Source organism: Leisingera sp. SA215, from assembly GCF_055902035.1.
Map to the genome: position 1 here is coordinate 1 of NZ_JBVVXU010000031.1, position 20,247 is coordinate 20,247.

The following is a 20,247-nucleotide window of genomic DNA, read 5'->3' on the forward strand; positions in this document are numbered from 1 at the left end:
CCGTTCCAAACCGGGTTTGGCTTGCTGACATTACTTACGTCGATACGGACGAAGGATGGCTCTACGCCGCCGCTATCAAAGACATGGCAACACGTGAAATCGTCGGCTGGGCAATGGACGATCATCTACGATCCGAACTGTGCTGTGATGCCTTGAACATGGCCCTGGGGCGCCGTGGACCGGTTCCAGGGCTCATTCATCATTCGGATCGCGGCGTGCAATACGCAGGAGAAGAATACCGCAAATTGCTCGGGGCGGCACGCATCACGCAATCCATGAGCCGTACGGGCGAATGCCTGGATAACGCTCCAATGGAAAGTTTCTTCGCATCACTGAAAAAGGAACTGGTTCATAGGGAGCGCTTCAAAACGCGCGTCCAGGCAAAGGCGGCGATCTTCGAATACATTGAGGTCTTCTACAATCGCCAGCGGCGTCATTCCGCAATCGGCTACCTAACCCCCGCGCAAGCCTACGAAACCATGACTTGGAAAAGCGCAGCATAGGGTCAATAATCAAACTGTCCGGATATCGGGACGAACTCCACCATTTCGGCAGGCCGCAGCAAATCTGAAACCTCGAATTCACGGGTCGGCGGACAGAGCCGCCACTGACTGGCCAGTCTTGAAGGTCTGCATTGTGGGCTTTGCTCGGCACCCGGATGCCCTGATGACGGGACTGAATACCTAAGGGCAGGACGACGGCCTCTGGGGAAAGCAAATAGACACGGTGTGCATTTTATTGTTTGCAATACCCAGTGTTTTCTTGGAACTATCCAAACTGACATTCAAGCTTCGAAGGCGCGCGCAACAAAACGTGGCCGCGGCCGAGCTCTGCTATGCCTTGGCGCTCAAATTGCTTCAAGAGCCGGTTGACCCATTGGCGGGACAGGCCGGTTTCGGTCGCGAGCTGTGCTTGAGTTACGTAGACTTTCTGGCCAGCGGGCTGCCCGTCTTCCAACCTTGCCAGGAGCGAAGCGGCAAGCCGTTTTGAGCCGCAATCGGAATGACTTGGCGAACACATCACTTCCGCAGTTTGGCACTGCAATATTTGCATGAAATTTGCTGCAAACTGGGCCGAGATGGAGAAGGCACTCATAAGCCGGAGCGGCGTGAAGAGATAGATACTCGATGCTTCGATAATCCAATGTGCTTCAGAACTTGTGTATGTCTCTGACAAATTGATAATAGCCGGCGCAACCTTTGCAATAATATCGTGACCGTCGTCCACGTCGTCAGAAATCGGGCGGAGACCCACGCGACCACTCAGGAAAACAGCCGTTTGTTCATCTTGTTGGCTGTAGGCCTCGAGCCACGCATTGGATGTTGTGTTTACGTGGCGGCCAAGCTCCAGAATTTCGGTCCAGTTTTGCCAAGGCAAATTTTGACACAGGACCCCTTCCTGATTTACACGGGTCATGTGGGCTTTCCCAACTGCGCGGCGACCCAATCAAAGGTCTTTTTGGAGCCGCCAAAAGGAAAAAAGTGCAATTTCACCGGTGCCCGGTCGTTCAGGACAAGTGCCTGCGAAAGCTCGTCGATCAGTTCTGTCGGTTGAAAGCCTTTTAACAACCCGACCATTGCTCCGGATCTTTTACGAAGCGCCGAAAGGGATGGCCCCACGCCGCATAGCACCGAGTATTTGATCAGCGCAGGAATCGAGGTCACCCCCGCGATCCCGATGCTTATTGGCGTAACAATTCCCCTCGCGCGCAGCATATTTATCCAACTGGAATAAGAACCTGCATCAAAGCCGAACTGGGTGGTGATGGAAGCCTGTATGCCCCGGGCCGCCAAGAATTCCAGCTTGTTTTCCAAAGCTTCTACAAGTTGCGCGCCGCCAATCCGGGGATGGCCTTCGGGGTGGCCGCTGATTGAAATGTGACTAAACCCCAGGTCAGAAATCGAGGGGTCTGCCAGCACAGACATCGCGTCATTGTAGGGCCCCAGACTGCCATCGCGATCCCCTGCCAGAACCAACAACCGGCAGGCTCCACCAGAGCGCGCGGCAGTCAGATGCTCGCGCAGTTGGCTCTCGTTTTGGAAGTGGCGTGCGCCCACATGCGGCACTGGCTGATACCCCAAATCAACGAGTGTCTTACAAGCGCCCTCCAGGCCCGCTATGTCCTTGTTCGACAAATGGGGAAGATAAACCTCTGACCCGGGAACAAAAACATCGGCAGGCGGGCAAAAAGATTGTGCCTTGGATGTCGGTATTTCGAGAGAGTACCCCGACAGCAATTGGTCCCTGACAAAGTGGAAATTAATTGGTTCGCGGGATGTCTGGGGCAACGGCTTCCCTCCGGCCTTATAATCTAACATTGATGTCAGATTAAGCTTTTCTCGGCTTCAGTCAAGAAATTTGACCTTGCCCCGATCGTGCTGTGTCAACGCGTTGACACAGCAACCAAGGAAACTCGGTTAGCGTGAAGCATTATCTTTCATCAAGGGAGGAAATCTGATGAAAAAGCGCTGTAAAACAAGGCTCAAGCACTTGGCCGAGAAGGTCGCAAAAGGAGAGCGCATCGTCGGCATGGAATGTCACGACACCCCCAGTGCGATCATAGCCGAAGAGCTTGGAATGGATTTGCTGTGTTGTGGAAGTCCCGGTCCGATGGGGCTGATGGGCCATAAATCTATGGCGACCGTAGATTTTGAAGAGCAACTCTATATGCTGGAGGGCGTTCTGCGTGGTGCGTCCTCGCCTTTTATCATCTGCAACATGCCCAACACCACAGCGAGTATTTCCATCGAGGAATCGGTGCGTAACGCGGCGCGGGTGGTCAAGCTGGGTGCGGATGGTGTGCATATTGAACCCTCAATGGGCACGATCGAACATATGCGTGCCATCGTTGCGGCAGGGATTCCGATTGTGGGCCATTTCGGCGTTCAAGGCGAACGCGCGGTGATGAACTCCGGCCATGCGCCAGCGGGGCGCACAGCAGAAGACGCCGCGAAGATTGTTGAACTGGTACGCGCTTCAATTGACGCGGGGATTTTCGCAGCTTTGTTCGAGCATACTTCGGTCGAACTGACGAAATGGTGCTACGAGAACCTGCCGGTTGCTGTCGCAAGTCTTGGGTCTGGTCCGCACGCGCACGGCATCTTTCATGTGTCGAGCGATATCATCGGCTGTTCGGTCTTCCCAATCCCGCCCAAGCGCGAAGTCTTTGGTGACGTCATGGGTGAGATGCGCAAGGCCTATACAGAATATTTCAACCGTGCCACGGGCGGCCAGTTCCCAAAACCGGAATTGTCTCACAATATGTATGACGGCGAGATGGGGAAATTTACCAAACTTATGAACTAATGCCGAGGGCAGAGCCGATGAAACCAGACCAATTCTTGTCTTGGCTATCGGCTCTGCCTTTATGCAAGGGCACGAGCGTTGAGTGTGGGGCCGGTAACGCTGAGATCGCCCAATTTCTGGAAAACCGATACGCGACATCCTGCGCCGTCGATATCAATCCAATTCCGCTTCCTCCAGATACATTGGTCAAAGCGATTTGTGCGGATGCAGGAGTTTTGCCATTTGAGGACTCGTCAGTAGATTTGGTCCTGTCGATGCAGGCGCTGCATCATTTCGACATCGCCAAACATCTGGCCGAGGCGCGTCGCATACTTCGTCCAGGCGGCGTCTTTGCCGCCCTGTGCTGGGGTGAGATTTCGTTGCCCGATGATGTCCGACACGCCTACACCCCAATCTTTGACGCAATCGCCCCGTTCTGGGAGCCGCAGCGCGCCTTTGTGCTGTCCGGGTACAAAGGCCTCGAATTTGCGGGGGTTTCAGTCACGCGCCCAGGGGCGGAAATGCGGAGAAAATGCAATCTGGACGGACTGGAAGAGGTCATGGCCACCTGGTCCGCGGTACAAGGTGCGATCACTGCGGGAATTGATTTGCCTGACCCTGATCTGTCCGTGCTGCGCAAGGACGAAAACGCAAAGTTTGATATCAGGTGGCCACTGCTCGGCCCGGTATTCCGGGTACCAGCCTAAGTCGGCTGCCAGATCATCTGCGCCATGTGCGTGCGGTCCGGGCTGGTCTGCATCGGACACTCGGGACAGGTCTGCGGCGTTGGCTTGTTCTTGCAACCTTGGCACCCTTTGAGCAGCCGAACGGTGCGCCGAATTTCATTCTGCATCGCCAAAATGCCAGCCGCCTGATCACTCAAATCATCGGTCAGATGCTCCAATAACTCCATCATCGCGGCGCTGGATTGATCCCCGGTTTCATAATCGCGCCGTCGCGTCGCAATTGTCTTGATCATCTCGACAGAGATATTCAGCTCTCTCATCTTCATGGCAAGCCGCGCAATGGCCAGCTCTGTTTCGCCATAATACCGCGTCCCGCCTTCTGAGCGACTGGGGGAAATAATACCCAGCGCTTCATAGCCACGCAGGGTACGCACGCTCAGCCCTGATGCCTTTGACAGGTCGCCGATCTTGTGCATTCTGTTGTCGTAGCCATGCGCCATGTTATCTATTCCAACACTTGTTGTGCAAATTCATCGCACCCGCGCCAAAGCACTGACCGCACCATAGGTCGCAACGCAGTAGGGCACTGTATACGTCAAAAGGCATTTCAGCAGATTCACTGATCCCGAATGCACCAACTGGTCGCCCTGATTTATCAGGTTAAGCACGGTGCCAACCACAAGTGCCACAATCAAAGATCGTTTGACGATATCCGGACGAAAGGCGGTCCTATACATAGTATTCTGTATTCACCTTATCAATCTAACACCAATGTCAGATATCATGGTTGGTGCTAAGTTGCCAGCCTCCGTCCTGAGAAACTTTCGTAATAGATCGGCAGAGCTGACCTGCCACTGAAGTTTCATCCAGCCGCGACCGGAGCCCGGTTGGTGTTTACGCCGATCGGCGCAGTTTGAGCAATCACCCGACGCGCGGAGCTTTCATCTCGCGCAGCGGGGCGGGCGATTGCGGCGGTCAGGGTCCGCGCGTAGTCGGCCGGCGTCTGGTAATCCAAGGCCGAATGCGGGCGTTCGGTGTTGTAGTCGGCTGCCCAGGCGGCGATCACGGCGCGTGGGTGAGCCAGGTTCCGGAACATGGTCTCGTTGAGCAGTTCATCCCGCATCCGCCCGATCAGGGCCGTCAGTTCACGCAATCCAACGACCAGCGCGCATTGGGCCGCGCCTCGACTAGGATCGGCGCCCGTGTTCCAACAGCCTTGCGCCGGGCTTTCCGTTTGCGAACCGTCAGCCCTTCCTCGCGGTAGAGCCGATAGATCCGGTTGATCCCCGAAGGTTCGCCCTCGCGGCGCAACAGCACGAAGAGCCGGCGATAGCCAAACCGGCCGCGTTCATTCGCCAGGTCCCGCAGCCGGCCGCCCAGCTCCGTATCGGGCGCGCGCTGCGCCTGATAGCGGACCATCTTGCGATCTCCGCCCCCACAACCCGGCACGCCCGCCGGTCCGACAGCCCGACGCGGGCCCTCAGATGCGCGACCGCCTCGCGCTTCACGGCGGGCGTCACCACTTTTTTGAAACCAGCTCCTTCATCGCCGCCAAGTCCAGCATCTGCTCGGCCAGCAGCTTCTTCAGCTTCGCGTTCTCGTCTTCGAGCGCCTTCAACCGCTTCGCCTCCGGCACTGTCATGCCGCCGAACTTGGGCTTCCAGTTGTAGAAGGGTAGCCGTTCGGTCTGACCGCTCTGGCTTGACCGGCTAGCTATCTGTTACGCTGCTCGGGCACCCTTTTGAACCAACCCAACCGAACAAGTTGAGCGAGGCCACGGGCGTCATTGCGATCTGTTTTCACACGCATGGCTGCGAAGGCAGCACGTACATGATGCGCCTCCATTACGGAAACCGAGAACGCTTCTTTCACAAGCCCTTCATAGAGCCATTGCGAAAGGTTACCGGTCTCCAGCCCCACATGTTCAATGCGACGGCCTTGGTGGCGAACGGCTTTGGCAATCGCCTGCGGCTTGCTCACTGAACGCGTTTCCTTGATGATACGCCCATCCACGACTACAAAATCAACAAGCTGGATGAACTACTGCCGTGGAGCTGGAAAGCGCTGCATCCGGAAGCCGACAGTTGTCAATCGGCATTCGAATCTGCGCCAGACCCAGTTTTGAACGCTCATTGACACAAATATCCGAAAAACTGATAAATCGTGCGCGCCACGGGGCAGGGATGCTTGAATGCGCCGCGCGATCACGCTGCCCCAAGCAACTGCGGCGCGTATTGCGCGCGGTCACTTTTGCCATGTCACTAAAGACCTACCGCGGGGATCCGTCATTCGCTCTTCAGGACCCCAGACCGGAAGTGAGGCTAATCTGCCTCGCCGCAATCGCTGCCGCTCGGTCTCGTCCCTTGGCCAAAGCAGCCATCTTCAGCTCCGGCATCGACGACTATGCAAGGGTTGCTCTATTGCGCGCCTTCGAGAAGGAGCCACGTCTGCTTGCTGCGGCTGGTCACATCGCGCAAAGGCGCGCGAGAAGCATAGGCCCGATGGCAGCTGAATCTTGCAAGTAAGGGCAAAAAATGTCACCGAACGCGCCGCGTCTCAGATTTAAGGGCAACGCGACACCTGCCGGGTGACAGTGCGTGGCGCCGCCGTGACGAACTTGTCCCTTAGTGCTTCCTTGCAATCCGCCGAATGGATCGCACCGTTAGACCCTGGGATTAAACACCTAGGTAATCTGATCCCCATTATTAGGTCAGACGCGGCTGGGTCAGCCAGTGCCAGCAGGAATACCGGGCGTCTTCCAGGAAAAACGCGTTGCGCTCGGGCGAGCCCTCTTCGTCCATGCGCGGGACGATCCAGCCTACATAGGTCACAGCGCGCAGCGCCATGAAGAGGTCGAGGCGAGCGATGTCCAGCGGACGGACCGAGCGATATCCCCGGATCAGCGCGGCCTTGAGCCTATCGTAATCCGGCTCTTTGCGGTTCTTGATCAGCGCCGTGGCGATGTCGAACAGCCGAAACCCGTAGCCGCCGTCGTCAAAGTCGATCAGCCGCAGCGCGTCGCCATCGACCAGCACGTTCTCGCGCACCAGATCAGCGTGGATCAGCCCGAAGTCCAGATCGGCGCAGGCCTGTTCCAGATCGGCGCGGGCGTGGCGGCGGAAGGTAGCCAGCATGCCTCGGGTCGGCGCGTCCAGCGCCGGGCTCTCCCAGAAGCGGTGCCAGAGCGGCGCCTCACCCAGCAGCCCGTCGATGTCCCAGCGGATGCGCGTGAAACCCGGCGGCGGGTCGAAGGCGTCGCTGGCGGCGTGAAGCCGCGCCATGTCGCGGCCAAGCCGAAAGAAGGTGCCAGCTCGGTCGTCAAGGTCAAGCGCGCCGCGGCTTTGGCCCATGGGGCGACCGTCCAGCCAACCGACCATGTCGACGGCGTGGCCGGCGACAGTTTCCAAGAGCGCGCCGGACAGCGAGGGCCGGGGGCGGGGCACCGAAAGGCCGGCGCGGTCCATCGCGTCTAGCCATTGCAGTTCCGAACGCAGTTCGGCCCCGGTCCGCAGCCCGGGCCGGCGGATGCGCAGGGCAAAGGCACCGTCCGCGCCTCGCACTCGGTAGACCCTGTTCTCGCGCCCGGCCACGAAGTCGCAGGCCGCGCCGCTCATACCCCAGAGCGCCAGGGCCTCGGTCACGGGGTCGTTCATGCGGACACCAGCGTTTCGGCGAGGACGTCGTCCAGCGTATCGATCAGAAGTTCCAGATGGGTTTCGCCGAAGGGCATCGGCGGACGGATCTTCAGCGTGTTGGCGTGACGCCCGAGCCTGGACAGGATGATGCCGCGATGGCGCATGGTATTGATTACTCGGTCGGTGAAGGCGCTGGCCGGAGTTTTGCTGTCGCGGTCGGTGACGAACTCGGCGCCGAAGACCATGCCGGACTGGCGCACATCTCCGATGATCTCGTATTTTCCTGCGAGGGCGTTCAGCCGCTCTGCAGCAAGCCTGCCGATCCGGTAGGCATTGGCTTGCAGGTCCTCGGCTTCCAGCTCTTCCAGCATCGCCATGGCCGCTGCGGAGGACACCGGGTTGCCGCCGAAGGTGTTGAAATAGCGAAAGGCGTGACGGAAACGCACCATGATCTCCGAGGTGGTAACAAGCCCCGCGACCGGGTGGCCGTTGCCCATGGGCTTGCCCATGCAGACCACGTCCGGTGTGACGCCCTGTTTCTGATGTGCCCAGAAGTGGCTACCGCAGCGGCCAAAGCCGGATTGCACCTCGTCGGCGATCAACAGGCCGCCCGCGCGCCGGACCGCCTCGGCCGCCGGTTTCAGCCAGCCTTTGGCCTGTGCCGGAAAGCCTTCGTTCAGGAACAGCGGGCAGACGATCAGCGCCGCGAACCCGACGCCCGAGGCTTCGTGCGCGTCGATGGCCTCTTGTACCTGCGCAGCAAAGCGCTGCCCGTCGGGGTCGTGGATGCGGTAGCTGTCGGGCGCCTCGACGTGGCGCAGGTACTGGTCCAGCCCAAAGCCGACGGCGGGCACGTTGTTGCGCGACAGATGAGAGACCAGCGTGGTGTTGCCGTGGTAGGTGGCATCGGTCGCCACGATTCCGCGCTTGCCGGTCATGGCCTCGGCCATGCGCAGGGCGATGTCGTTCGCCTCGGACCCGGTGCAGGTCATGATCGCGGTATCGAGCGGTGCGTCGAAGGTAGCGGTCAGGCGTTCGACATAGTCGAGGATGCCCTCGTGCAGATAGCGGGTGTGCGTGTTCAGACGGCGCGCCTGATCGCAGATCGCCTCGACCACGCGCGGGTTGCAATGGCCGACATGCGGCACGTTGTTGTAGCAGTCGAGGTACTTGTTGCCCTCGGCATCCCAAAGCCAGACCCCTTCGCCTTTCACGACATGCACGGGGTCGTCGTAGAAGGTCGAGACGTTCGGTCCTAGAAGGGCGCGGCGGCGGGCGATGAGATCAGACATCAGGTGTCTCCTGTTTTCGAGGCGCGCAAGGCCGGGGAGGGCTATGACGGTTGGCAGTACAGCGCCGGACGCGGGCATTGTTCCGGGCGTTGACCACTTTTCTGTGGTGATATATTATCAATGGCGGTGATTTTATCGGGCCGCTTGCCTTCGTGTCAATCTTTTCCCGATTGTCGCTACGGGCCGCCCGCCGAAGGTTAGGGGAACCACAATGTCATCGACCGTTACAAAGGCGCTCGGATTGCTGGAGTTTTTTTCCGAGGATCAGCCAGAGCTTGGCCTTTCCGAACTGGCGCGCCAGTCGGGTCTAGACAAGGCCGCCGTCCACCGGATGATGGGGTCCATGGCCGAGTCCGGCCTTGTCGAACAGCAGGCAGATTCGCGTCTTTACCGGCTTGGCGCCGGGGTTCTGCGGCTGGCGCGTGTGCGTGAGACCGCCTTTCCGATCGTGTCCATCGTGCAGCCGATGCTCGAGGAGCTTTCGGCCGAAACCGGCGAGACCGCGCATGCCTCGCTGATCTCGGGGAAGGCGCTGGCCAATATCTCGACCTGTGAAAGCAAGAAAGGCAGCCGGGTGTCGCTGGTCGCGGGTGAAATCCTGCCCTTTCACAGCACAGCCTCGGGTCTTGCCACGCTGGCCTTTGCGGATGACGCCCTGGTGAAGCGGGTGCTGGCGGCGCCCAAGGTCGCGCGCACCGGGTTCACGGAGACCGATAACGGCGCGATCCGCGCGCGCATCGCCGAGGTCCGCGAGGCGGGGTATTCCGAGGCCGACCAGACCAACGAAGAGGACGTCCACGGCCTTGCCGCGCCGCTGTTCGACCGCTCGGGCACGGCCTGCGGGGCGGTCTCTGTCGCGACGCCTTCGCACCGGATGACCGAAGAGCAGCACCAGATCAGCCTGCGGGCCGTGCTGCGCGTCGCCGGGGCCATGACCTCGGAGTTGGGCGGGCAGCAGCCCCGCGCCTATGCGGACAGGATCGCGCGGCTTCTGGACGGCGGCGGCTGAGCACTTCCCGGGACACCCTGTAGGCGAATGATCCAGGGGGCGCCGGCCATGAGAATGGCCGGCGCCCTACTCTTTTTATTGACAGGCTGCCGGATAATCGGCACGATATATGAATAAGAGGTGCAAATAATGAACCAATGAAAGGGGTTTGCCATGAGAGCACCACCGCCGATTCGGGCGATGACCCTGCGATTCTGCGGGCCGTTTGCCGTTCATGATTTCACCTGTCCGGGCGATGCCCTTGCCCGGGTGCCCGCCAATTCCGCCTGAAGGGATCCCCCATGAAAGACGAAAACTTCCTTAAGGAAAACAACGCCCGCCACATGTGGCACCCGATGGCGCATCCGGCGGACAGCCTCGAGAATCCGCCCGACATCATCACCGAGGCCGAAGGTGTCCAGATCGTCGACATCGACGGCCACCGCACCGTCGATGCGGTCGGCGGGCTCTGGAACGTCAACCTCGGCTATTCCTGCGCCCCGGTGAAGGCGGCGATTGCCGCGCAGCTGGACCGGCTGCCCTATTACTCGACCTTCCGCGGCACCTCGAACGATGCGGTGATCGAACTCAGCTACATGCTGCGCGAATTCTTTGCTCCCGACGGGCTCAGCCGCGCCTTCTTCACCTCGGGCGGTTCCGACAGTGTCGAGGTTTCGCTGCGCCTTGCGCGGCAGTATCACAAGATCCGCGGAGAGTCGGGCCGGGTGAAGTTCCTCAGCCTCAAGAAGGGCTATCACGGCACGCATACCCTCGGCGCCTCGGTCAATGGCAATGCCAACTTCCGCACCCAGTACGAGCCGTTGATGGCGGGCTGCCACCACATCCCGGCGCCCTATCCCTACCGCAACCCCTTCAACGAGACCGACCCGGCGCGGCTGGCGCAGCTGTGTCTGGCGGCGCTCGAGGACGAGATCCGGTTCCAGGGCACCGAGACAATCGCGGCCTTCATCATGGAGCCGGTGCTGGGCGCAGGGGGCGTGATCACGCCCCATGAAAGTTTCATGCCCGGCGTGCGCGAAATCTGCGACCGCCACGGCATCCTGCTGATCGCCGACGAGGTCATCACCGCCTTCGGGCGCACCGGGTCGTGGTCCGGGTCGCGTCATTGGGGCGTGAAGCCCGACCTGATGTGTACCGCCAAAGCGATCACCAACGGCTATTTCCCCTTCGGCGCGGTCATGGTGGCCGAAGCCGTGACCGAGGTCTTTGAACAGGATCGGTCGGGCAAGGGCTTCATCGGTTCTGGCTATACCTACTCAGGCCATCCCGTCGGCGCGGCGGCGGCCATCGCCTGCCTGAAGGAAACCGACCGGCTTCAGGTCAAGGGCAACGCGGCGGCGCGCGGTGCGCAGCTTTTCAAGGGGCTTCAGGCGCTTGCGGCGAAGTACGACGTGATCGGCGACCTGCGCGGCGGCCACGGCCTGATGTGCGCGCTGGAACTGGTGTCGGATCCTGCCGCCAAGACTCCGATTGACATGGAGACCATCGGGAGGGTGCAGCGCGCCGCCTACGAGGCCGGCGCGATGGTGCGCGTGTCGGGCCCCAACATCATCCTGTCGCCGCCGCTGGTGCTGACCGCCACGGACGTCCAGACAATCCTGTCGGCGCTCGACGCCGGTCTGGCCGCGGCGGCCGGGTGAAAAGTCGGGCGATGCCGTCCGGCCGCTCCGGCCTTCGCCGGCAGGCGGGGCTGTGACGCCTCGACTCTGACCCGCGGGTGCGATCCGAAAAGAAACCAACGTTTCAATAATAGAGCCGATTGACGCCCTCCGGTGGGGGCCACCCCACCGGGAGCCTGCGATCGTGCGGTGGGGACAGACCTGGGTGCGGTAGCCCGTTGCGCATCCCCATGAACGAGAGGACTACGACATGCCTGCCCAACCTGAGATCGACGCGCTGCGCGACGCGGCCATTCCCGACCGCGCCCTGTTCATTGGGGGGCGCTGGGTGCAGGCCTCTGACGGGGGCAGGCGCGATGCGGTCAGCCCGATCGACGGCGCGACCCTGACCACGCTGGCCGAGGCCACCGCCGCGGACGTGGGTGCCGCCGTCCGGGCCGCCCGGGCCGCCTTCGAAGATGGGCGCTGGTCGCGCATGGCGCCGATGGCGCGCAAGGCGGTGCTGCACCGTTTCGCCGACCTCGTGCAAAGCCACGCGCTTGAACTGGCGGTGCTGGGCGTACGGGACAACGGCACAGAGATCGGCATGGCGTTGAAGGCGGAACCGGGGTCCGCCGCCGCCACCATCCGGTTCTACGCGGAATGCGTCGACAAGGTCGGCGGAGAGATCGCGCCCACGCCGGACGGGACGCTGGCACTGGTCCACCGCGAAGCCATCGGCGTGGTCGGGGCCATAGTACCGTGGAACTTCCCGCTGATGATCGGCGCGTGGAAGATCGCGCCGGCGCTGGCGGCCGGGAACTCGGTGGTTCTGAAACCGGCAGAGAGTGCGGCGCTGTCGCTGCTGCGCCTCGCCGAACTGGCGCAGGAGGCCGGGATACCGGACGGCGTTCTGAACGTCGTCACCGGCGCCGGTCCGGTGGTCGGCGAAGCGATGGGCCTGCATCCCGACATCGACGTGCTGGCCTTTACCGGCTCGGGTGCGACGGGACGCCGCCTGCTGGAATACTCCGCGCGCTCGAACATGAAGCGCTGCTACCTCGAACTCGGTGGCAAGTCGCCCAACATCGTTTTCGCCAACGCGCCCGACCTCGAAGAGGCGGCGCAGGCCGCGGCCAACGGCATCTTCCGAAACTCCGGTCAGGTCTGCATCGCAGGGTCCCGCCTGCTGGTCGAAAACAGCATCCACGACGAATTCGTTCGCCGGGTGGTGAAGATCGCCGAAGGCCTCAAGGTCGGGGATCCGCTGAGCCTGGACACCCACATCGGGGCGGTCCACTCGCAGGCGCAGCTGTCGGGCAACCTCGCCGCAGTCGACAAGGCCCGCGACGAAGGCGGCACGGTGCTGACCGGCGGCACGCGCATCCGCGAAGACAGCGGGGGCTATTACATGGCGCCGACCGTGGTCGACCGTGTCGCGCCCAAGGCGGCGCTTGCGCGCAACGAGGTCTTCGGCCCGGTCCTGGCCGTCACCGGCTTTGCCGACGCAGACGAGGCGATCGCGCTGGCCAACGGCACCGATTACGGCCTTTCGGGGGCGGTCTGGACCGCGGACCTGTCGGCCGCGCATCGCGTGACCCGGGCGGTCAAGGGGGGGCTGCTGCACGTCAACACCTACGGCGGGTCGGACATCACCGTGCCGATGGCCGGCATGAAGCAATCCGGCAACGGCGTCGACAAGTCCATGCACGCCTTTGAGAAATACACCGACCTCAAAACGGTCTGGATGAAACTGTGACGCATATCGACCAAAAACCAGAGGATACCGAATGACAAATGACCTCGTTCTGCTGGGCACAAAGGGCGGCCCGGCGATCCGTCAGGGCGGCGCCATGCCCACCTGCTCGCTGTTGCGGCTGGACGGCAAGTCGATCCTGGTGGATTGCGGCATCGGCGTGTCGCGCAGCGTGGTCGAGGCGGGCGTCTCGCTGCTGGACCTCGACGCCATCTTCATCACCCACCTGCATTCTGATCACGTGGTCGAGCTTGGCCCGCTGATCTACACCGCCTGGACGACGGGGCTGAACAAGCCGTTGACGGTCTACGGCCCCGAAGGCAGCGAAGATTACTGGCGGCATTTCCTGAAGGCCATGGCCTTTGACCACGCCATCCGGATCGACGACGAAGGCCGCCCCGAGATTGCCGGGATGATCCGGTTCGAGACCCTGACCGAAGGGTTCGAGACCGCACTTGACGGCGTGGCTGTGCGTGCGCTGCGGGTCGATCACCCGCCGGTGACCGAATGCTATGCCCTGCGGTTCGAGGGCGACGGGCAGAGCGTCGTCTTTTCCGCAGACACCTGCTATTTCCCGCCGCTGGCGCGCTTTGCGGCAGGCGCCGACGTTCTTGTCCACGAGGCGATGTTGACCGCCGGGGTAGAAAAGCTGGTGGCGCGCACCGCCTCGGCCGGGCGGCTGCGCGAACACCTGTTGGCCTCGCATACACCGGCCGCCGATGTCGGGCGGATCGCGTCGGACGCGATGGTCGGTCAACTGGTCCTCAACCACCTCGTTCCCGCCGACGATCCCGATTTCGGCGAGGCCGACTGGAAGGACGAGGTTTCCAGGACGTGGAACGGCCCGCTTGTCGTGGGGCGGGACGGGTTGCGCATTCCGCTCGGCGGCCAGGGCGGGGACGGCAGCCGTGGCTGATCCGGTGCCGGTGCCGCGCCGCTGCCGGGACCGGCGGGACGGGCGGTTTGCCGGCGCAACCGTCTCCGGCGCCGGCCGTCTGTGAGCATCGCGACCGAAATCCTTGGCCGCCTGGTCCCTGTCCGCCCGTGGATGACGGCTGTCGATGGTCAGAGCCTGCGCGCGGACGCGATGGCGGGCCTGACCGGCGCGACCATCGTGCTTCCGCAGGGCATCGCCTTTGCGGTGATCGCCGGTCTGCCGCCGGAATACGGCCTCTTCACCGCGATGATCGTCCCGCTCGTCGCGGCGATCTGGGGGTCGTCGATGATCATGGTTTCCGGGCCGACCACGGCGATTTCGGCGGTGCTTTTCGCGACGCTGGCGCCCCTCGCGCCGGTTGGCACTCCCGAGTATGTCACGCTCGCCCTTGTTCTGACGCTGCTGGTCGGCGCCATGCAACTGGCGGCGGGCCTGTCGGGCCTGGGCGAGGTGATCGCCTTCATCTCGCATTCGGTCATCGTCGGGTTCACCGGCGCCGCCGCGGTCCTGATCTTCGTGTCGCAGCTCGGCCCCGCGCTGGGGCTGGGGACGTCAGAGGGCAGCGTGCTGCCCCGCTTGCTTGCCCTGGCGGACCGCCGCGACATGATCGAGCCCACCGCCATGCTGATTGCGGCGGTGACGCTTGGCACGATCCTGCTGATGACGCGTCTCGACAAGCGCCTGCCGGCCTACATCCTTGCCCTGCTTGCGGGCTCGGTCGCGGGGGCGCTGCTCGACGCCGCGGGACGGGGCGTCGCCCATTTTGCTCCGCTTGGCGCCGTCAGCCCCTCTTTTGCAGTGCCGCAGTTGCAGGCGGACAGCCTTGCCGCCCTGCTGCCCGGGGCCGCGGCGGTCGCATTCGTCGGCCTGCTCGAAGCCATCTCGATCGGGAAATCCTTCGCCGTCGCGCGCAAGGAGCGCTTTGATTCCAATCAGGAGATCGTGGGGCAGGGGATGTCGAACCTCGTCGGCAGTTTCTTCCAGTGCTATGCCGGGTCCGGCTCCTTTACCCGGTCGGGCCTGAACGCGGACAGCGGGGCGAAAACGCCGCTTTCGGCGATCCTGGCCGCCGGGTTCCTGTTGCTGATGCTCTGGCTGGTCTCGCCGCTGGTCGCGCGCGTGCCGGTTCCCGCGGTCTCGGCGGTCATCCTTTACGTCGCGCTGAAACTGATCGATCACCGCGAAATCCGTCATATCGTGACGACCAGCCGGTCCGAGACCGTCATCCTGCTGGTGACCTTCGTGACCGGCGTCGTCTCGGAGCTGGATTTCGCCATCCTCGCCGGGGTCGTGGCCTCGCTTGTCGTCTTTCTGAGCCAGAGCGCGCGGCCTCTCGTGGCGGTCGGCGCCCCGGCCGACGTGGGCGGGCGCCGGGTGTTTCTGAACGCACATCACTACGGCCTGCCGCAATGTCCGCAGATCAGCATGACGCGGCTGGAGGGGCCGCTGTTCTTCGGCTCCATCGACCATGTGGAACGACGGTTCCGGCAACTCGACGCGCAGGATGGCGATAAGACCCGGATATTCAACCTGCGCGGTGTGGGACGGATCGACATGTCGGGGGCCCAATTCGTTCTGGACGAGGTGCGCCGGGCGCGCGCGCAGGGGCATGACCTGCACCTGATCGCGAAACACCCCGACATCCTGCGCACGCTCGAACGGCTGCATTGCGGCGATGTGCTTGGACCGGACCATATCCACGGCACCAAGGCCGCCGCCATCGACACGGCGGTGGCCGCTGCACAAGACGACATTTGCGCCCGCTGCCGCCTGCGGGTCTTTCACGAATGTGCAAGAAAGCCCGGGGCGCCGACGGATGAGAGCGGTCCGCAGACGGCCCGATTGGCCCCGTAACGGCCGCTAGGCCAGTTCCTCTTGCGCGGCGTTCTGCCGGGAAAAGACCACCTGTCCCTTCCAGACGGTTTCCTGCACCGAAATGCGGGCGATCTCTTCGGGCGACATCGCCCGGATGTCACCGGGGAGCACGATGAAATCGGCCCAGGCGCCTGGTGCCAGAACGCCGATCTCGCCCGTCTTGCGCATCGCGCCTGCGGCATTCGTGGTGAAGAGCGGCAGTGCCCGGTCGAGGTCGATCGCCTGGCCGGGGGCCACTGTGCCGGGATACTGCCCGGTTGCGTCCCTTCGGCAAAGCAGGCTGGCGAGCCCGGTCCAAGGGTCGGCGTCGGGCGCGGAGGCGGGCCAGTCGGTTCCGAAGATCACCGTCGCCCCGGCGTCCTGCAATGACCGTACGCGGTGCACCTCGTTCAGGCGCGCCTCACCCAGCACCGCGCGCTGCGCGGCGGTGGCGGCGTTTGGGGCCCAGAGCTTTGGCGAGACTTCGGCCACGGCATCCAGCTCGGCAAAGCGCTTCAGGTCAGCGTCAGAGACGAAGGTGCAATGGGCGATCTCGTGGCGCAGGCCGGACGGGCCGTTCGTTTTTCGCGCGGCCTCGATCGCGTCAAGACCCTTGCGCGCGGCGTTGTCGCCGACGGCGTGCATCTTGACCACATAGCCCGCCCGGTCCAGATCGGTGACGATCTGGTTCAGGTGCCGGGGTTCGAGCAGCAGCGTCGCGTCGGGATCGTGGCTCTCCGGGTCGTAGCCGGGCGCCGGCAGGTAGGGGCTGAGAAACGAGGCGGTATGCGCCGGGGCCACGCCGTCGAGGAACAGCTTGGCAAAGCGCAGGTCGATGCCGTCGCGCTGGTAGGCGAGGCGCTGCCGGTCAAGCTCTTCGGGCGTGGCGGTATCGCCGCTCAGCGGCGAAAAGGCCGTCAGATGGGCCGCCACATGCAGGGTCAGGTCGCCCCGGTCATGCGCGGCGGCATAGGCGGCCAATGCGTTTTCGTCGGCTGCAGGCTCCTTGAAGGCGGTGTAGCCGAGGCTGTTGAAATAGCGCACGAAGTAGCGGCAGGCTTCGGCCATCTGGTCGTCGGTCCAGTCGGCCATCCTGCGCACCGGCGCGCAGGCGGCCTCTGCCAGAAGGCCGGTCAGCTCGCCGTCGCCGTCGCGCTCCAGCACGCCGCCGGGAATGCCGGGGGTATCGCGGTTCAGCCCGGCAAGGGCCAAGGCCCTGCTGTTGCACCACATCGCGTGTTGCGAGGTGTCCGTCACCGCCACCGGGTGATCGGGCACCAGCCGGTCGAGCCATGCGCGCGGGGTCATGCCCAGCTCGGCCCGCATCTCCATCCGCCAAGGCCCGCCGGTGATCCAGCTGCCCGCAGGCTGGCGCGCCGCCTGCGCCGCCAGCGCCTCGGCGAGCTCCGCCACGGTCGCGGTGTAGCCCACATAGACCTGGAAGAGATCGCGGCAAGCACCCCAGAGCGCGTGGGTATGGCTTTCGATCAGCCCGGGCATCGCGAAATGCCCGGCCATGTCGATGCGCTCAGTGGCCGGCCCGGCGAGTGATTCGATCTCGGAAGTAGAGCCCAGAGCCACGATTCGACCGGAGGAAACCGCCATGGCCCCGGCTTCGGGCCGGGCGGCATCCATCGTCATAAACCTGCCGTTCACATAGATTTTTTCTGCTTTGATCATAGGGGCCTCCTCCGCTTTGGTGAAAAGCGTGCAAAAGTTTGTTGATTTTGTCAACGGTATCGGTAGCCTTTGCTGGAGGAGGAGCTCAATGACGGAATCAGTAAAAAAGACGTCGCAATCGGAGGCAGACGCGCTTCACCCGCTGTCTTCCTTGCCCGAGGCCCTGAGCTTTCGCATCTCGCGCCTTGCGGCAATCAACGAGCGGAGCGGTGGCCGGTATTTCAAGCGCGAGTACGATCTGACCCTGGTGGAATGGCGGATCCTCGGGCTGACGGCGACCGAGGGGATGATCCACTTCACAACGCTGCGGGACACCCTGTTGCTCGACAAGGGGCAGCTCAGCCGGACGATCAAGGCGCTGGTGGCGCGCGGGCTTATCGAGACCCGGAATTCCGAGGCCGATGCGCGCCAGATCGACCTTCACATCACGCCGGCGGGACAGGAGCTCAACGATCAGGCCCTGCGCTTCACCTCCAAACGCAACGCGGTGCTCGCCAGTGTTCTGACGCAAACCCAGCGGGCGGAGTTCGAGCGCATGCTCGACCTTCTAATCGGGCACAACCAGGCACTCCTCGCGAAAGGAATAACAAATGGATAAGGTTGCAGCAGACAGGGGCCTGGCCCACGTGACGCAAAAGGCCGGACGCGGGCTGGCGCTGCTCTTTTCGGTGATCATCGTCACGGTCATTGCCTTCTTCGCGCTGGACGAGGCCAAAGCCCGGTTCGGCGCTCTCGCAATCAGCGTGGTGATCGTCGCCCTCTCGAAGCCCGCGGCCCTCGACCGGCGGCTGGGGCGTTTCGGCTGGGTGATCGACCTCGGTCTGATCGCGGCCTTCCTCTATTCGGCGGTCTGGTTCTTTCAGGTCAAGGCGGAGCTCTACACCGGCTTCTACATCGCCACGCCAGAGAACATCCTCGCGGGTCTCGCGGGCCTTGCCGCGCTGATCGCGCTGTCGGTCCGGTGCTGGGGCTGGTCGCTTGTGATCATGGCGCTGGTCTTCATCGCCTTCGGCTTTGCCGGTCCGCAACTGCCCGGTATGCTGGAGCATTTCGGCATGGAGCTGAGCGACTTCATGCAGATCGCCTGGTATTCCTTCGACGGGGTGTTCGGCCGCATCACCGGCCTCGTGGCCGACAACGTGCTGATCTTCCTGATCTTCGGCGCCGTGCTGGAACGGACCGGCGCAGGCGAGAGCCTGATCCAGATTTCCACCGCCCTGACCGCGCGCATTCGTGGCGGCGCGGCCCATGCCGCCATCGTTGCCAGCGCCGTCTTCGGCATGATGAGCGGCAGCGTCGCGGCCAATATCGCCGGCACCGGTGTCTTTACCATTCCGATGATCAAGCGGCAGGGCTTTTCGGCCAATTTCGCCGCGGCGGTCGAGACCGCCGCCTCTTCGGGCGGGCAGTTGACCCCGCCGATCATGGCGGCGGCCGTCTTTGTCATGGCCGACCTCGTGGGCATGCCTTTCGCGATGGTGATCCTCGCCGCCGCGCTGCCAGCGCTCTTCAAGTATATCGGCCTCTTCGCACAGGTCTATGCCGAGGCAGTGCGGCTCGATATCAAGCCTCTGCCCAAGGAAGAGATCCCGGTCCTGACCTCGCGCGACTGGTTGAACTCTGCCCTGGTCTTTCTGCCGATTGCCGCGCTGATGCTGGCCTTCGTTTCGGGCAAGAGCCCGGCCATGGCGGGGCTGGTGGGCGTCGTCATGGCGATCGTGACGGGCCTGGTCCTTAATCCGGCGTTCCGCCGCGAGCCGCAGCGCATCCTGCAAGCCCTGGCAGACGGTGGTATCAGCGCGGCGAAGATCATGCTCGCCGTGGGTGTCATCGGGGTCGTCCTGGCAGTGATCAATGAGACCGGCATCGCCATCCGCTTTGCCACCTCGATCGCCTCTGTCGGCGAGGGCAACCTGATCCTGGCGCTGATCCTCGCCATGTTCGGCGCGCTGATCCTCGGGATGGGGCTTCCGACCCTGCCGGCCTATCTGATCATCGCGATCATGATCGCGCCGGCGATCATCAAGGCCGGGGTGCTGCCGCTGGCTGCGCATATGTTCGTGCTCTACTTCGCGGTCTACTCCTCGATCGTGCCGCCAATTGCCTATGGCTGCTACGTCGCGGCGCCGATCGCCGGCGGCAACCCGCTGCGGACCTCCTTCGTGGCGCTGCGGATCTCGATCGTCGGGCTGCTGGTTCCTTATATTTTCGTGTTCTCGCCCTCGCTGCTGCTCGTCGCCGGCGAGTTCAGCTGGACCGAACTGGGGCTAACGGTCCTGCGCCTTCTGGCCGCGGTTTGGATGCTGGCGAGTGCGCTTGGCGGCGCCGATCCGCGGATGGGCGTGCTCGGGACCGGCCAGCGTGCGATCCGTCTGCTGATCGGGGCTGCCGCGATGTTCCCGATGTGGTTCCTCTGGGTGCCTGCCGTCGCCGCGACCGTTCTGGTCGGACTGTTCCTGCCACGGCCGGTTCCTCTGAGCGCCGCCAACTCTAACTAAAAAAACCAACAGGAGAC

General features: G+C 63.0%; 18 protein-coding genes and 1 pseudogene. 10 read left to right on the plus strand and 9 right to left on the minus strand.

The window, feature by feature from the left end:
- Positions 1 to 503 (plus strand): IS3 family transposase (locus tag AC0KW6_RS20485; protein ID WP_474035266.1); only part of this gene is annotated, 503 nt, incomplete at its 5' end.
- A gap of 265 nt (positions 504 to 768) precedes the next feature.
- Here the strand turns inward: AC0KW6_RS20485 and AC0KW6_RS20490 are convergent.
- Positions 769 to 1,416 (minus strand): Crp/Fnr family transcriptional regulator, encoded by a 648-nt coding sequence (locus AC0KW6_RS20490; protein WP_474035901.1) that lies wholly within the window; start codon positions 1,414 to 1,416, stop codon positions 769 to 771.
- Positions 1,413 to 2,318 carry a methylenetetrahydrofolate reductase gene (locus AC0KW6_RS20495; RefSeq protein WP_474035902.1) on the minus strand — a complete coding sequence of 302 codons (906 nt, stop codon included), beginning with the start codon at positions 2,316 to 2,318 and terminating at the stop codon, positions 1,413 to 1,415. The genes AC0KW6_RS20490 and AC0KW6_RS20495 overlap by 4 nt, the downstream gene beginning before the upstream one ends.
- A 139-nt stretch (positions 2,319 to 2,457) precedes the next feature.
- Between AC0KW6_RS20495 and AC0KW6_RS20500 the strand changes: the two genes are divergently transcribed.
- Together AC0KW6_RS20500 and AC0KW6_RS20505 are read left to right on the plus strand one after the other, a co-directional pair.
- Positions 2,458 to 3,306 carry a 3-methyl-2-oxobutanoate hydroxymethyltransferase gene (locus AC0KW6_RS20500; RefSeq protein ID WP_474035903.1) on the plus strand — a complete coding sequence of 283 codons (849 nt, stop codon included), beginning with the start codon at positions 2,458 to 2,460 and terminating at the stop codon, positions 3,304 to 3,306.
- 17 nt (positions 3,307 to 3,323) lie between these two features.
- Positions 3,324 to 3,992: a class I SAM-dependent methyltransferase gene (locus AC0KW6_RS20505; RefSeq protein WP_474035904.1), complete on the plus strand. Its 669-nt coding sequence runs from the start codon at positions 3,324 to 3,326 to the stop codon at positions 3,990 to 3,992.
- Here the strand turns inward: AC0KW6_RS20505 and AC0KW6_RS20510 are convergent.
- The 6 genes and pseudogenes from AC0KW6_RS20510 to AC0KW6_RS20535 form a co-directional block, all read right to left on the minus strand.
- Positions 3,989 to 4,471, minus strand: a complete 483-nt coding sequence (locus tag AC0KW6_RS20510; protein ID WP_474035905.1) for a MerR family transcriptional regulator — start codon at positions 4,469 to 4,471, stop codon at positions 3,989 to 3,991. The two genes, AC0KW6_RS20505 and AC0KW6_RS20510, sit on opposite strands and share 4 nt — an antisense overlap.
- 30 nt (positions 4,472 to 4,501) lie before the next feature.
- Positions 4,502 to 4,708 (minus strand): nitrate/nitrite transporter NrtS, encoded by a 207-nt coding sequence (gene nrtS / locus AC0KW6_RS20515; protein WP_348126028.1) that lies wholly within the window; start codon positions 4,706 to 4,708, stop codon positions 4,502 to 4,504.
- Positions 4,709 to 4,833: 125 nt separating this feature from the next.
- Positions 4,834 to 5,643 (minus strand): annotated as a pseudogene (locus AC0KW6_RS20520) (integrase core domain-containing protein); the annotation flags it as partial.
- Positions 5,644 to 5,684: 41 nt separating this feature from the next.
- Complete coding sequence (locus tag AC0KW6_RS20525) at positions 5,685 to 5,951, minus strand: hypothetical protein (protein ID WP_474035907.1); 267 nt, start codon at positions 5,949 to 5,951, stop codon at positions 5,685 to 5,687.
- A gap of 725 nt (positions 5,952 to 6,676) precedes the next feature.
- Positions 6,677 to 7,624 carry a phosphotransferase enzyme family protein gene (locus tag AC0KW6_RS20530; protein ID WP_474035908.1) on the minus strand — a complete coding sequence of 316 codons (948 nt, stop codon included), beginning with the start codon at positions 7,622 to 7,624 and terminating at the stop codon, positions 6,677 to 6,679.
- On the minus strand, positions 7,621 to 8,898 hold the full coding sequence (locus tag AC0KW6_RS20535; RefSeq protein ID WP_474035909.1) for an aspartate aminotransferase family protein: 1,278 nt from the start codon (positions 8,896 to 8,898) through the stop codon (positions 7,621 to 7,623). The genes AC0KW6_RS20530 and AC0KW6_RS20535 overlap by 4 nt, the downstream gene beginning before the upstream one ends.
- A gap of 211 nt (positions 8,899 to 9,109) precedes the next feature.
- Here AC0KW6_RS20535 and AC0KW6_RS20540 point away from each other — a divergent pair, with 211 nt between their 5' ends.
- The 5 genes from AC0KW6_RS20540 to AC0KW6_RS20560 all read left to right on the plus strand — a co-directional run bounded on the left by AC0KW6_RS20540 (position 9,110) and on the right by AC0KW6_RS20560 (position 16,052).
- Positions 9,110 to 9,907, plus strand: a complete 798-nt coding sequence (locus AC0KW6_RS20540; protein ID WP_474035910.1) for an IclR family transcriptional regulator — start codon at positions 9,110 to 9,112, stop codon at positions 9,905 to 9,907.
- Positions 9,908 to 10,188: 281 nt separating this feature from the next.
- On the plus strand, positions 10,189 to 11,547 hold the full coding sequence (locus AC0KW6_RS20545) for an aminotransferase class III-fold pyridoxal phosphate-dependent enzyme (RefSeq protein ID WP_474035911.1): 1,359 nt from the start codon (positions 10,189 to 10,191) through the stop codon (positions 11,545 to 11,547).
- A 229-nt stretch (positions 11,548 to 11,776) separates the two neighbouring features.
- Positions 11,777 to 13,264, plus strand: coding sequence for an aldehyde dehydrogenase (locus AC0KW6_RS20550; protein ID WP_474035913.1), 1,488 nt, complete (start codon positions 11,777 to 11,779; stop codon positions 13,262 to 13,264).
- A 31-nt stretch (positions 13,265 to 13,295) separates the two neighbouring features.
- Positions 13,296 to 14,177 carry an MBL fold metallo-hydrolase gene (locus tag AC0KW6_RS20555; RefSeq protein WP_474035914.1) on the plus strand — a complete coding sequence of 294 codons (882 nt, stop codon included), beginning with the start codon at positions 13,296 to 13,298 and terminating at the stop codon, positions 14,175 to 14,177.
- An 81-nt stretch (positions 14,178 to 14,258) separates the two neighbouring features.
- Complete coding sequence (locus AC0KW6_RS20560) at positions 14,259 to 16,052, plus strand: SulP family inorganic anion transporter (RefSeq protein WP_474035915.1); 1,794 nt, start codon at positions 14,259 to 14,261, stop codon at positions 16,050 to 16,052.
- Between the two features lie 6 nt (positions 16,053 to 16,058).
- Here AC0KW6_RS20560 and AC0KW6_RS20565 read toward each other — a convergent pair whose 3' ends face one another.
- Complete coding sequence (locus AC0KW6_RS20565; protein WP_474035916.1) at positions 16,059 to 17,732, minus strand: amidohydrolase; 1,674 nt, start codon at positions 17,730 to 17,732, stop codon at positions 16,059 to 16,061.
- Positions 17,733 to 17,820: 88 nt separating this feature from the next.
- Here AC0KW6_RS20565 and AC0KW6_RS20570 point away from each other — a divergent pair, with 88 nt between their 5' ends.
- Both AC0KW6_RS20570 and AC0KW6_RS20575 read left to right on the plus strand, forming a co-directional pair.
- Positions 17,821 to 18,330, plus strand: a complete 510-nt coding sequence (locus AC0KW6_RS20570) for a MarR family winged helix-turn-helix transcriptional regulator (RefSeq protein WP_474035917.1) — start codon at positions 17,821 to 17,823, stop codon at positions 18,328 to 18,330.
- Positions 18,323 to 20,230, plus strand: a complete 1,908-nt coding sequence (locus AC0KW6_RS20575; RefSeq protein WP_474035918.1) for a TRAP transporter permease — start codon at positions 18,323 to 18,325, stop codon at positions 20,228 to 20,230. Before AC0KW6_RS20570 ends, AC0KW6_RS20575 begins: the two co-directional genes overlap by 8 nt.
- The last annotated feature ends 17 nt before the right edge of the window (positions 20,231 to 20,247 follow it).